At 63.1% G+C, this 13,420-nt stretch carries 11 protein-coding genes and 1 tRNA gene; 4 read left to right on the forward strand and 8 right to left on the reverse strand.

All coding sequences use genetic code 11. The annotated features are described in order from the left end of the window. Positions 1-6: 6 nt before the first annotated feature. Positions 7-240, reverse strand: coding sequence for a phosphoribosylformylglycinamidine synthase subunit PurS (gene purS, locus QPW08_RS05740; RefSeq protein WP_284124776.1), 234 nt, complete (start codon positions 238-240; stop codon positions 7-9). Positions 241-501: 261 nt separating this feature from the next. Here purS and QPW08_RS05745 point away from each other — a divergent pair, with 261 nt between their 5' ends. Then, entirely contained in the window at positions 502-2,724 is a 2,223-nt protein-coding gene (locus QPW08_RS05745) for a TonB-dependent receptor (RefSeq protein ID WP_284124777.1), read from the forward strand. A gap of 60 nt (positions 2,725-2,784) precedes the next feature. Here the strand turns inward: QPW08_RS05745 and QPW08_RS05750 are convergent, their stop codons facing one another. Next, positions 2,785-5,649 (reverse strand): M16 family metallopeptidase, encoded by a 2,865-nt coding sequence (locus tag QPW08_RS05750; protein WP_284124778.1) that lies wholly within the window; start codon positions 5,647-5,649, stop codon positions 2,785-2,787. A 53-nt stretch (positions 5,650-5,702) separates the two neighbouring features. Continuing rightward, positions 5,703-6,515 carry a phosphoribosylaminoimidazolesuccinocarboxamide synthase gene (gene purC / locus QPW08_RS05755; RefSeq protein ID WP_284124779.1) on the reverse strand — a complete coding sequence of 271 codons (813 nt, stop codon included), beginning with the start codon at positions 6,513-6,515 and terminating at the stop codon, positions 5,703-5,705. 142 nt (positions 6,516-6,657) lie between these two features. On the opposite strand from purC, the gene QPW08_RS05760 reads away from it, so the two are divergent. After that, on the forward strand, positions 6,658-7,245 hold the full coding sequence (locus QPW08_RS05760; RefSeq protein ID WP_284124780.1) for a GNAT family N-acetyltransferase: 588 nt from the start codon (positions 6,658-6,660) through the stop codon (positions 7,243-7,245). A gap of 2 nt (positions 7,246-7,247) precedes the next feature. Further along, positions 7,248-8,159, forward strand: coding sequence for a phosphoenolpyruvate carboxykinase (ATP) (locus QPW08_RS05765; RefSeq protein ID WP_284124781.1), 912 nt, complete (start codon positions 7,248-7,250; stop codon positions 8,157-8,159). 5 nt (positions 8,160-8,164) lie between these two features. Here the strand turns inward: QPW08_RS05765 and QPW08_RS05770 are convergent. From QPW08_RS05770 to infA, 5 genes are all read right to left on the reverse strand, one after another. Continuing rightward, positions 8,165-8,240 (reverse strand) — tRNA-Phe (locus QPW08_RS05770). 87 nt (positions 8,241-8,327) lie between these two features. Continuing rightward, a complete protein-coding gene (locus QPW08_RS05775) occupies positions 8,328-8,498 on the reverse strand; it encodes a DNA gyrase inhibitor YacG (protein WP_284124782.1) in 171 nt (56 codons plus the stop codon). Next, positions 8,495-9,454: a ribonuclease E/G gene (locus tag QPW08_RS05780; RefSeq protein WP_284124783.1), complete on the reverse strand. Its 960-nt coding sequence runs from the start codon at positions 9,452-9,454 to the stop codon at positions 8,495-8,497. Before QPW08_RS05780 ends, QPW08_RS05775 begins: the two co-directional genes overlap by 4 nt. Beyond that, entirely contained in the window at positions 9,447-10,022 is a 576-nt protein-coding gene (locus QPW08_RS05785; RefSeq protein ID WP_284124784.1) for a Maf family protein, read from the reverse strand. The genes QPW08_RS05780 and QPW08_RS05785 overlap by 8 nt, the downstream gene beginning before the upstream one ends. 6 nt (positions 10,023-10,028) lie before the next feature. After that, the gene (gene infA / locus QPW08_RS05790) at positions 10,029-10,286 is read right to left on the reverse strand and encodes a translation initiation factor IF-1 (RefSeq protein WP_011413465.1); all 258 of its coding nucleotides are present in this window, start codon (positions 10,284-10,286) and stop codon (positions 10,029-10,031) included. Between the two features lie 266 nt (positions 10,287-10,552). On the opposite strand from infA, the gene QPW08_RS05795 reads away from it, so the two are divergent. Beyond that, positions 10,553-13,420, forward strand: coding sequence for a TonB-dependent receptor (locus QPW08_RS05795; protein WP_284124785.1), 2,868 nt, complete (start codon positions 10,553-10,555; stop codon positions 13,418-13,420).

The raw sequence follows: 13,420 nt of genomic DNA on the forward strand, positions 1-13,420 counted from the left end.
GTGCTCTCAGGCGACCTTCTCGATCCGGTAGTTCTCGATCACCGTATTGGCGAGCAGCTTCTCGCACATCTCCGTCAGCGCCGCGTCGCTGGTATCGTCAGCGACATCGAGTTCGATCAGGCGACCAATGCGCACATCATCAACTCCTGCAAAGCCGAGCCCTTCCAGCGCATGGTGGACCGCGCGACCCTGCGGATCGAGCACCCCGGGCTTGAGGCTGACATGGATGCGGATTTTCATGGGTGCTGCTCCGGTTCGCGAGTGCGATGCGTTTCGAGCCGTGTGCCTATAGCGATCCGTGGAGCCGCTGCAATCCCGCGAGCGGCAGCTTCCCACCTCAAAATCGTTACATTCCTGCACCAGTTTGAAGCGAAACGGTGCTGCAATGCCATGAAATGGGGGTTTGGGACGCTCGAAAGCTCGCCCCCTTAACCAATTCAGGGCAAGGGAGGCCCAGTATTTCTACGTTGCCGGTTTTACACTGATTGCCGCGAGGAACCGATGAAGACTTCCAGCACTATTCGCCGCCTATCCTTTGCCACTGCCAGCATTGCCGCTTTGGCTGTTGCCGCTCCCGCTGTCGCGCAGGACGGAGACAGCGCCAGCGCCGAAGCCAATACCGGCGGGTTGGGCGTCATCGTCGTCACCGCCAACCGGCGTGAGGAAAACCTGCAGGACGTGCCGCTGTCGGCCGCCACTCTGGAGGAATCGCGCGTCCAGGCGCTGTTCGCAGCGGGCACCGACAACACCGGCCTCTCCGGCCAGGTTCCGGGCCTGTTCGTCGAAAGCTCCAACGGCCGCGCGGCCCCGCGTTTCTACATCCGCGGCCTCGGCAATACCGACTTCGACCTGGCCGCTTCGCAGCCGGTCTCCGTCATCATGGACGACGTGGTGCTGGAGAATGTGACGCTCAAGAGCTTCCCGATCTTCGACGTCGAGCGGATCGAAGTCTTGCGCGGGCCGCAAGGCACGCTGTTCGGGCGCAATACCCCGGCCGGGATCGTCAAGATCGATACCAAGCGCCCGACCTATGACACGCAGGCCCGTGGCTCGGTAAGCGTCGGCACCCTCGGTTCTGTCGCTCTCGACTTCGGGGTTGGTACCGCACTGGTGCCCGACACTGTCGCTTTCCGCATTTCCGGCCTGTGGCAGCATCGCGGCAATTGGGTCGACAACGGCTTCACCGGTGAAGAAGACGCGCTGGGCGGGTTCGACGACATCGCCATTCGCGGCCAGTTGCTGATCGAACCGATCGAAGACCTGTCGATCCTGATCAACGCGCAATACCGCGACCTCGAAGGTACCTCGACATTGTTCCGCGCCAATATCCTTGGCCCGGGCAACAACGACCTCAACGCCAATTACGATCGCGACACCGTCTTCTTCGACGCTGGTGCGGGCAACCAGGCCGAGTACGAGACCTTCGGGATTTCCGGCACCATCGAATATGCAGCGCGTGGCGTTAAGCTGACGTCGATTACTGCGCATTACGAGAGCAAGGGTTCGAGCCGGGGTGATATCGACGGAGGCTTCGGCGCGTCGTTCCTGCCGTTCATGGGTCCGGGCTTCATCCCGTTCCCCGCAGATACCCAGGATTCGATCGAGCTGCAGCAGCTTACGCATGAAACCCGCATCGCTTCGGATACCGATGGTCCGGTCAGCTGGCAGTTTGGCGGCTATGCCTTCTGGAGCGATTTCGACGTTACCACCGTTGGCTTCACTTTCCCGCCACCGGTCACCGTGCGCCACCGCAACGATGCCTGGGCAGTCTTCGGACAGGTCAGCGGGCAGGTCGGCGACACCGTCCGCCTGACGGGCGGCCTGCGTTATACCGAGGATGACAAGAACTTCGTCGTCCGCTCGGGCGCACTGCCTCAGTTCCGCGCGGTCGAGGATTCGCGCCTGACGTGGGATCTCAGCGCCTTCGTCGATGTCTCGGAAGACGCCAGCGTTTACGCCCGCGTCGCCAGCGGGTTCCGCGCTCCGACCATCCAGGGCCGTGACGTGGCCTTCTTCCAGCCGCCGTCGATCGCGACGAGCGAGAAGATCATGTCCTACGAAGCCGGCTTCAAGTCCGAGCTGGCCGATCGCACGATCCGCCTGAACGGCGCAGTGTTCTACTACACCGTCGACGATCCGCAGTTCACCGCCGTCGGCGGTGGCGGCAACCTCGTCCAGCTGGTCAACGCCAACAAGGGTCACGGCTATGGCTTCGAGCTCGACAGCGCGTTCCAGTTGACCGACAACTTCGTCATCACGGCCGGCGTTGCCTGGAACAATACCAAGATCAAGGACGATACGCTGGCTGTAGGGATCTGCGCTCAGTGTACTGTCACCGACCCGACCACGGTTATTAACGGCAACACCCGCGCGCTGGTGGACGGCAACCCGTTCCCCAACGCGCCCGAGTTCACGGCCGACATTACCGCCGAGCTGACGGTGCCGGTGGGCGACAACCACAAGGTGTTCGTCTTCACCGACTGGCAGTACCAGGGCGCGACCAACTTCTTCCTTTATGAAAGCCTGGAGTTCAATTCGGACAACCAGATCGAAGGGGGCCTGCGCATCGGCTATGGCAACATCGACGACAAGTGGTCGATCGCCCTGTTCGCACGAAATATCACCAACGCCGACAACGTTCGCGGCGGGATCGATTTCAACAACAATACCGCTTTCGTGAACGAGCCGCGCATCATCGGGGTCTCGGCCAGCTTCAACTACTGATAGCGGCTACCGCATTCTTGAAAGGGGCGTCCGAACGGGCGCCCCTTTTGCGTTGGCGAGCTATTCTTCGGCGGCGATAGTCGCCTGAACTGGGCGCGGAAGCACGACAAACTGCACCGCGCCGTCTGCTGTCAGGTACTGCTCTGCCACTTCACGCAGCCGTTCGGGCGTCACCGCTTCGTAGCGGGCCCGCGCAGCAAGGAAGCGATCGATCACGACAGGTTCGGTTTGGGCCCTGCGAACATAGCCGAGCCAGCTGCCGTTGGTCTTTAGCGCGTTGTCGATCCCTTCGAGGATCGGTTGGCGGGCACGCTGCAGGATATCGGCATCGACCGGCTCGCTGCGCAGCCGTTCAACGGTTGCCTCGATAGCTTCGCGGGTTGCAGTGACTTCGTCGGTCTCGACCCCGGCGCGGACCCGGAACAGGCCCCAACCGGTGTAGCTACGCGATTGCTCATTGCTCACGGACGGGGAATAGCTCTTGCCCAGTTCCTCGCGCAGCGCGTCGGTCATCTCCAGCGCGGTGACAGCGCGGAGCAGGTTGAGCTCGATCGTCGCTTCGGCATCCCAATAGTCTCGCGTGGGCCAATTGTAGCTTACCAGCGCCTGGTCTGCCTCACCGTCGTGATAGATCGTATGCGACACACGATCCCCGGTAAACACGCGGTGCCGGCTGTCGGGATAGTCGCGAAAATCGCCTTCGCGTGCAGGCAAGGCGCCCAGCGTCTGGGCCACCAGCGCAATGGCTGCTTCCTCTTCGAAATCACCGACCAGCGCAATTTCCATCGCTCCATTCTTGAGGCGGTCTTCGATGGCGTTGCGCAAATAGTCGAAATCGAGTTCTTCGTAGGCTTGCCGGGACTGGATGGTGAAGCGAGGGTCGCCGCTCGAAAGAATCGAATCCGCCTGGCTCCGCAGCGCCGCACCCGGGGTTGCGACCAGTGAGGCGAAATAGTCCGGGATGCCGTTGCGATAGCGGGCAAGCGGCTCAGTGTGATAGGCAGGATCGGTCAGGAATGCGGCAATGAGCTGCAATTGCAGCTCCAGGTCTCGCGGGGTCGTGCGCTGGGTGACGGAGAAGCGGTCAGGCGTCGCACCGATAGAAAAATTGGCGCTGCGCCCGGCGAGCACCGATTGCAGTTCGTCCTGCGTGTATTTGCCCAGCCCGCCTGCCGGCAGCATGCCGATCAGGTTGGTCTTGAGCGGCTCTTCCCGCGTCTCGATGAATGTCCCGCCGTCAATAGTAACCGCGACCAGGATGCGATCCTGTTCGAGCTCGGTGCGCTTGAGATTGAGCCTTGCGCCATTGGCGAAAACCACTTGCCGAATGTCAAGCGGCGTGCCGATTGTATCGGACACGATTTCTCCCGCTGCGCCGAAGTCGGTATAGTCCCATTCTGGCAGCGACACGGCTTCGGGTGGGCTGACCGGTTGTGCCCGCGCTGTCTTCCACGCCTCGCGCAAGGCTGCTTCTCCGCCATCGGGGGCAGTGCGCCCGGCGAAACGGATCAGCGGGTCATCGAAGGGCACGATATCGGAGCGGATCGCAGCCATGACCTCATCCGGTGAAGCCTTGCTCGCCGTCGTCTCGAACAGCGCGAGGTTGGTCTCAGGCGAGGTCGGAATGCGTTCCTCGCGCGCCAGCCGGATTGCGCGGCCGGCGAAATAGCCATGGCTGCGGGTGTCCTGGCCCGAAACGGCATTCTCGAGAGCGGTGCGTGACCGCGCAACCTGTTCGGCAATCTCCGCTTCGCTGACGCCATATTCCAGAAACTGGCGGACGATTGCTTCGGCTGCGGTCATGCCATCGGCCCAGCGCCCTTCGATAGCATTGATGCGCAAGATAGTCTGCCGCCCGGCCTCGAAGATATCGGCACCTCCGAAGCTGGCCGACTGGAACGGCGGATCCTCGATCCGGGTCGCGCGGGTAAAGCGGCGCTGCAATATGGCGTACCCGATGGCGCGCAGGATTGCCTGCCTGCGTTCCGCCTTGGTGTCAGGTCGTTCGATCCATGGTGCGCCCTGCGCCACGATCAGGCCATCGCTGAGCGCCGGATCGAGATACACGTCGCTGGCTCCGCGATAGTCGGGATCGACCGGCCCGGCTTCAGGCTGTTCGGGTGTCGCGGCGTCTTCCCAGTCGGCAAAGCGCGCGATGATGGCTTGTTCGACCTCTGCCGGATCGAAGTCGCCAACCACCACCAGCGTCGTGCGCGACGGGACATAGGTGCGCTGCCAGAACGCCTTCAACGCCGCGGCATCGACCTTGTCGATATCCTCACGCCCGGCGACGGGAAATCGCTCTGCAAACAGCGAGCCGGGGAAGAAGAAATCAACCTGGTCGGCGCTTTCAAGCCGCGTGAAATTGGTCCGTTCGCGCCGCTCTGCCAGCAATACCCCGCGCTCGCGTTCGACCGCTTCGGGAGCGAAGGTCAGCTCGCTCGCAGTCTCGCGCATCAGCATCAAGGCAGTATCGAGCAACTCCGGTCGGGTGTTGGGTAGGTCAAGCTTGTACTGCGTGTAGGTGAAATTGGTGACGGCATTGGTGTCGGCGCCAAAGGCCAGCCCCAGCCGCTCCAGCAATTTGACCATTTCGCCTTCAGGTACGTTGGTGGAGCCGTTGAAGGCCATATGCTCGACGAAATGTGCGAGCCCGCGCTCGTCGTCATATTCGTCGAGCCTCCCGGCAGCGACTTCCATCCGCACCAGTGCCGTGCCTTCAGGTGTTGCATTGGCGCGGATGACATAGCGCATGCCGTTGGCAAGCTGGCCGAAGAGATAGCCATCCTCGGGTTGCAAGTCGCTGGCTTCGAAGCCCCACGATGTTTCTGCCACGACCTCTGCAGGCGTGCCTTCCGGGCCTTCCGCCACCAGCGGGGTTGCGAACAGCAGCGCCAGCGGGGCTGCCAGAATGAATCCTCTCATGCCGCGCAGCTTGGCGAAGCGTGCAGGGAAGGGCAACCGCTTGTACGGCGGAATTATGCCTTTGGCTTGCTCGGCGCGCCCCGCAGGCGGCTGCGATGGGCGCTCATGTCGAACACTTCGCCCGGGCCGCCGTCGCCATTCTCTTCTTCCAGCAGTCCGAGCCGGCGTGCGACTTCCTGATAGGCCTCGCTCTCGCCGCCGAGATCGCGGCGGAAGCGATCCTTGTCGAGCTTCTCACCCGATTTCATGTCCCACAGGCGGCAACCGTCAGGGCTGATCTCGTCGGCCAGGATCACGCGGCTATAATCGCCGTCCCAAATGCGTCCGAACTCGAGCTTGAAGTCGACCAGCCGGATGTCGATGGCGGCGAACATGCCGGCCATGAAGTCGTTGATGCGGATCGCCATGCTGGCGATGTCCTGCATCTCTTCGGGCGATGCCCAGTTGAAACAGGCGATATGCTCTTCGGCGATCAGCGGATCGCCCAGCGCATCGTCCTTGTAGTAATATTCGATCAGCGTGTGCGGCAGCGGATCGCCTTCGGTCAGGCCCAGTCGCTTGCAGATCGAACCGGCGGCGACATTGCGCACGACCACTTCGATGGGCACGATCTCGACCTGCCGCACCAGCTGTTCGCGCATGTTGAGGCGGCGGATGAAATGCGTTGGTATGCCGATATGGCTGAGGCGCGTGAAGACATGCTCGCTGATGCGATTGTTGATCACGCCCTTGCCGCTGATGGTGCCTTTCTTCTCGGCATTGAACGCGGTTGCATCATCCTTGAAGTACTGGATGATGGTGCCCGGCTCAGGCCCCTCATACAGGATCTTGGCCTTGCCTTCGTAGATCTGGCGGCGACGCGACATGGACTTTTCCTTCGCAAGAAACACGTGACCCCGGCCTGCAAAGCTGCTGGGCTTCGCTGCGCCGGGGCAGGATTTCGCCAATACAGCGGAATGGCGGGGATAGCAATTGTCACAGGGCCAACGCCTCGCTAGCCGTGGCAGCATGACAGTGGAGATCCGCAGGCTGGCCGGCGCAGAGCTGGAAGGCGCGCTGGCAGCGCTGGCCGAACTGCGCATCGCGGTGTTCGCCGAATGGCCCTATCTCTACGAGGGCGACCTTGAATACGAGCGCGATTATGTGCGCGAATTCGCGGCCGAGCCAGGTTCAGTGCTGGTCGCTGCAATGCGCGGGGGCCGGATGGTGGGGGCCGCCACCGCCTCGCCGATGCTGGGGCAAAAGAGAGAATTTCGCGCACCATTCGAGGCACTTGGATATGATACTTCGCGCCTGTTCTATTTCGGGGAGAGCGTGCTGCTGTCCAGCTATCGCGGGCAGGGGATCGGCCATGGCTTCTTCACCGAGCGCGAAGCTGCGGCGCGTGAGGCTGGGGCGGCCCATGCCACCTTCTGCGCTGTCGTGCGACCGGAGGATCACCCGGCACGCCCTGAAGCGTACCGCCCGCTCGACGCTTTTTGGCGCGGGCGCGGATACCTCCCGGTCGAGGGCCTGACGACCAGCTTCGCGTGGAAGGATCGCGGCGACACGGAAGAGAGCAACCACCCGATGCAATTCTGGATGCGGGCGCTCTGAGCATGGCAGCTTTCACTTATCACCACTCGGGACTGTTGGTGCGCTCGGAGCTGGAGCTGCCTGAATGGCATGCTTTTGCAGTGGAACCCGACGACAGGGAACCCGACGCGCACATCCGCTTTGCCAGCGACCTCGGCGAGGCCGCGCCACCTGACCACCGCCCCGTGATGGAGGGTGATGCACTGCGTTTCTCCGTCCCCGACGTCGGGACATGGCGGATCGAGGGGGGGCGAGAGATCGCGATCGAACCCTTTGATGAGCCCAGTTCCATCGAAGTGCGGCTGTTCACGCTCGGCAGCGCCTGGGGCACGCTCGGCTACCAGCGTGGCTGGGCCATGTTGCACGGCAGCGCAGTGATGGGGCAACAGGGAGCGGTGCTGTTCTGCGGCCCGCAGGAGGCGGGCAAATCGACCATGGCGGCAGCGCTGACGGTGCGTGGGCTGCCGCTGGTGGGGGATGACCTCAGCCGCGTAGTGCCGGGCCGGACCGACCGGGCAACCCTTCTCCACCCCTCCAGTACGCGGCACAAGCTGTGGCAGGAAGCCATCGACACCCTCGACCTAAGCGGACGCGAGCTGGTGCAGGACTATTTCCGGGCCGAGAAATACCATCTCGAAACCAGCGAGACTGTCGCGGTCGACCGCCCGGTGCCGCTGGCGGCGATCTATGCGCTGGAATTCGGTGATGAGCTGTCAATCGAGCGGCTCAAAGGCGGCGGTGCCGCTACCTCGGTGCTCAAGGAAACCATCTATCGCCCGCGCTTCCTCGAAGCGATGGGGCGGCTGGCCGAACAGGCCGTCTACGCCGCCCAGATCGCCGGCTCCGTGCCCGTCTACCGCCTGACGCGCCCGCGCGACCTGGCGCTGCTCGACGACGTGTGCGAGCGGGTGCTGGCGGAGATGAGGGTGGAGTAGGAGAGTGGTGCCTCGGGGCGGGATCGAACCACCGACACTACGATTTTCAATCGTATGCTCTACCAACTGAGCTACCGAGGCATTCTCTCTGCGGCCTGGCCCAAGCGGGTCGGCGAGCGAATGAGTGCGCGCCTATGGCGAAGCCCCGCGCGCTTGGCAAGGGGGGAATCACTCCTCGCGGACAATCTCTTCCGGGGACGCCGGACGGCCCGGGACGGAATAGCCATCGTTGAACCATTGCGCGAGATCGCGATCCTTGCAGCGGCTGGAGCAGAACGGGCTGAACTCCTCGCTGCGGGGCTTCTTGCAGATCGGGCAGGGGCGGGGCTTGGCGCTCATAGCGGCACCGCCTGAACGTTTCCCGCGCCGAGTGCAATGCCCGGATCGGCGCGGAGGCGGAGCGGTACGCCGCGCCGTCGCAGAAACTCCTCTTCCCATTCGGGGCGAATCTTGGCCAAGACAGCGGGGTGCGCAGTGATTTCGATTGCGCCAGGGCCTGCGGTCTCTTCGGCCCGCAGCAGGAGGTAGCGGGCTGACGCGCCCGCCCGATCGAACTGGATGCGGTGCAAGAGCGACGGTCGCTCGAGCCGAGATACCAGTTGGACAAAGCCGAACCCGTTCATCGCCGTACGCTCGTGATCCCAGTCGGCAAGCGCATCAGCCAGGGCATTATCGACCTGTCGCCGGTCGGCCTTCGAAGGCAAGGTCGGAAAGTCGATCCCGATCGAACCCGACAGGTCGAGCAGGGCAATGGCGCTGGCGACAGATTCGACGGCTGCCAGCGCCAGCTCGCGCGGCGGCAACTCGCCGTCCACATCGATCAAGGTCATGGCTGGCGTTGGCGTAATCGTCAGCGAGCCTCCGGCAAACGGCCAGTCGCTGTCCCAAGCTCCCGACCAGATCTCGGCCCAGGTGTCGCGATAGAAGCCGTTCACCACCTTCGCGCCCAGTCGCTCAGCCAATGTCGGCGCAGGCCGCACCGCTTCATCGGTCACGCGTGCGTGAGCAAGCTTGTTGCGTCCGGCCTCGGCGATGGCCGCGCGGGTAATTCGAAAGCGCAGCGTTGCGCCTTCGCTGGCATCCCGGGGCAGGTAGTCTACGAGCGCTTCCTCGCCGCTGGGGAAACGAGCGCGGCCGCGCGACGAATTCCTCGGGTGGTGGACCAGGACTCCTTCGATGACCTGTCCTGGAGACAGCTCGCCGGGCCAGTCGATCTTGGCCGCGAAATAGCTTCCTTCACCGCACAATACGGCGCGGTGCTCCCCGATCCCTTCGACGACGTGCCACTCAGCCAAGGGCGAACCCCGCCGCCTTTAGCAACGCGCGCGTCTCGAACAATGGCAGGCCGACTACGCCTGAGTGGCTGCCGTCGATGCGGCTGATCAGTCCTTCGGCGCTGCCCTGTATGGCATAGCCGCCGGCCTTGCCATGCCATTCGCCGCCCTCGATGTAGGCGTCGATTTCACTGGTCGAGAGCCGCTTGAACACCACGATTGTCTCGCTCAGCCGCTCGCGCAGCGTGCCGTCGGGCGCGCGCAGGGCGATGGCGGAGAGCACGCGGTGGCGGCGTCCCGACAACAGCTCCAGGCATTGCCGCGCGGTCGCTTCGTCTTCGGCTTTGGGCAGGATCCGCCGCCCGCAGGCGACCATGGTGTCACCGGCCAAGACGAAACCCTCGCTCGATGCTGCTGCCTCGGCCTTCTCCCGCGCCATGCGCACGGCATAAGCGCGTGGGAGTTCGCCTTTCAGCGGGGTCTCGTCAATATCGGCAGGGGCGATTGCAGCCGGTTTAAGCCCCAACCGCGCGAGCAGTTCGCGCCTACGGGGACTGGCTGATGCGAGGATGAGAGTGGGCTTGCCCACAGCAGCTTATTGTGGGCCCGGACCCTGGCCCGGCCCGCCACGGCCCGGCATGAAGCGGTAGGTGATGCGCGCCTTGGTCAGGTCATACGGCGTCAGCTCGCACAGGACCTCGTCGCCTACCAGCACGCGAATGCGGTTCTTGCGCATCTTGCCGGCGGTGTGGCCCAGCACTTCATGGCCATTCTCGAGCTCGACCCGGAACATCGCGTTGGGCAGCAGTTCGACTACCTTGCCGCGCATTTCGAGGAGTTCTTCTTTCGCCATAAAGTTCCGTAATCCGTTGTGTTCGTGTTCAGGTGGCGCGCGCTTTACTCGCCCTTCGTCAAAAAGGGAACCCCAAGGCGCACAGGGTGGTTATTCGCCACAGGCATGGTGCGTGCCATGCGACCGTCCACTATCGAGCCCTTCTTGCAAATGTCCTGCTGCACCGTCAGGAAGCCGGGCGCGCAGGAAATATAATAAAAGGTTGAAAAACTTTGCGTCAGTTCGCTGTCCTCCCCCTGATAGCTATAGTATTCGCATCACCGGCATTGGCTCAGGAAAGCGGAACGCCTCCTGACGGTGGCGATCAACGTGCGCAATCCACCTCCGATGTCGATACAGATGGTGAAATCGTCGTACGCGCAGGGCGATTGCCGGGACAGCTAGATGTGCCGCAGGAGCCGCTGGTCGAGCTCGATGCCGAGGATATTGCCGCCTATGGCGTGAGCTCGATCGAAGACCTTGTGGCGCAGCTCGAACCGGCCACGGGCTCATCGACCGGGCGCGGGGGCGGGGGACGCCCGGTGTTCCTGATCAACGGTATTCGCGTCTCCAGCTTCCGCGAGTTCTTTGCCTATCCGCCCGAAGCCTTGCGCAAGGTCGAAGTGCTGCCGGAAGAGGTCGCGCAGAAATTCGGCTATCCAGCCGACCGGCGGGTGGTCAATTTCATCCTCAAGGAAAACTTCTCCAGCCGCACGGTTGAACTGGAATACGAACAGCCCTGGGATGGCGGATATTCGCGAACAGAGCAGGAATTCACCCTGCTCAAGCTGACCGACAAGGGGCGGATCAACCTGAACCTCGAAGCGCAAGACACCTCGCTGCTGACCGAATCCGAGCGCGACATCATCCAGACGCCGGGGAGTTTGCCGACCGTGCCGGGCGATCCCGATCCCGCCACCGGTCGCAGCCTGATCAGCGACAGCGCCGGGATCGAAGGTACGCTGAGCTACACGCAATCCTACCAGGAAAGCGGTGCTACCTTGAGCCTGACGGGGAACCTCGAACGAAACGACAGGCGCTCGCTTTCGGGGTTCAATACCGTCACATTGGTCGATGGGGCGGGCAACAGTGAGCTGCGCGCTTTCGGCGAGCCGCTCGAAGTTCGCAGCCGCACCGACAATGCAAACGCCTCGCTTGGCTACTCCCGCCCGATCGGCGACTTCCAGCTGACGGTGACAGCCAATGCCGGGATAGTCGATACGACGACGGAGATCGACCAGCGCGCCGACACACTCATCGTCGAGCAGCAGGCATTGGCCGGGGCGCTGGCCCTCGATGGGCCGCTCGGCAACCTCCGCAGCACCGCCTTTGATACCGCGCGCACGCAGTCGACCTCCGCCAGCACGAAGGCGACCCTGCGTGGTTCGCCGTTCAGGGTGCCTGGCGGGGAAGTCAACGTGACGTTCGATGCAGGCTACAACTGGAGCCGGATCGACAGTGAAGACACCCGCGGTTCCGCAGCCACCCAGCTGACCCGCGGAGTCATCGATGGTGGCATCAGTGTCAACATCCCGCTCACCACCGAACGAGAGAATTTCCTCGGTGCACTGGGAACCATCGGGCTCAACCTCCAGACCGGGTTCGATAATTTCTCCGACTTCGGAACGTTGAATGATTGGTCGGCAACGGTCTTCTGGCTTCCGTTCGATAACGACATCTTCCTGAGCGCAACCTATTTCGACCGGGAAGTTGCCCCGTCGCTGGCGTTCCTGGGTAATCCGCGGATCGAGACCTTCAATGTCCCGACCTTCGACTTTCGCAACAATACGACGGAGCTGATAACAGTCATTTCCGGCGGAAATCCGAACCTGTTGGCGGAAAAACAGAAGGACTGGAAATTCTCCGGCAATGTCAAACTGCCGATCAAGGCGGACATGCGGCTCAATGTCACCTATGCCCGCAATCGCTCGGACAATGTCTCGCGTTCATTCCCGGCGCTGACCGACGCGACTGAAGCAGCCTTTCCGGGCCGGGTGACACGCACCCTGGCGGGCACGCTGGTGGCTGTAGACCGCCGCCCGGTCACCTATGCCGAAGCGCGGTTCGAAAGTCTCAATATCGGGCTGACCTTGCGCGGGCAGATTGGCGGCGGGGGCGGTTCGCGCGGTGCCGGACAGGGCGGTCGCCGTGGTGGGCCACCGGCGGCAGGCGGTGGCGACGCGCCCGCAAGTCCGCCTGCGACCACGGGTGGCGCGAGGCAAGCGGTGGGCGGCCCTGGCGGCGGCGCACAGTTCCAGCAGATGCGCGAGAAATTCTGCGCCAATCCCGAAGGCGAGATGCCCGATCTCACCGGCATCCCTGAACGCATGCTGGCGCGACTGCGGGGCGAAGATGGCAAGATCGATCCGGCCAAGGTCAAGCAGGCGCGCGAGCGAATGTGCGGCGAAGACGGCGCGGAGCAGGGCGAGCGCTTTGCAGCGATCCGCAAGGCCCTTTGCGCCGATCCACCGAAGGTCGACGATTTGCCCGAACAGATGCGGGCGCGCCTGCGCAATGAAGACGGCACGATCAATGCCGAGCGACTGTCGCAGATGAAGCAACGGATCTGCTCTGCCGAAGGTGTGCAGCAAGGCGAAGGTCAGGCAGGGCAACAAGGAAAGCCGGCACAAGCAGCACCTGCGGTCAACTTCAATCCGTTCGACCGGCGTGGAGCGCGCGGCACGCGTTATTTCCTCAATGTGACCCACACGATTGAGTTGAGCAATACGATCCTCGTTGCACCCGGAGGGCCGCTGCTCGACGAACTGGCCGGAGACTCGGTCTCCGCCTTCGGTCTGGCGCGGCACAAGACACGGTTTTCGAGCGGGATATTCTTCGACGGCTACGGGTTCCGCGCCAATGGCAACTACACCGGGTCCAGCACGGTGCGTGGCTCCGGGCTGCCGGGCAGCACCGACCTGTTCATCGGCGACCTGCTGGAAATCAACCTCTTCGCCTTCGCCAACCTCGGCGAAGTCTTCAAGCAAGAGGAAGGCCTACTGAAGAACTTCCGTGTCAGCCTGCGGGCGGACAATGTCTTCAATGCCCGCCGCACTGTGCGCGACAGCAATGGCAACACGCCGCTGAGTTATCAGCCGGATTTGCTCAATGCGACCGGCCGCTATGTCGGGATCGACCTGCGGAAGCTGTTCTGA

It is taken from the genome of Parerythrobacter aestuarii, assembly GCF_030140925.1.
In the GTDB taxonomy this organism is placed as follows: domain Bacteria; phylum Pseudomonadota; class Alphaproteobacteria; order Sphingomonadales; family Sphingomonadaceae; genus Parerythrobacter; species Parerythrobacter aestuarii.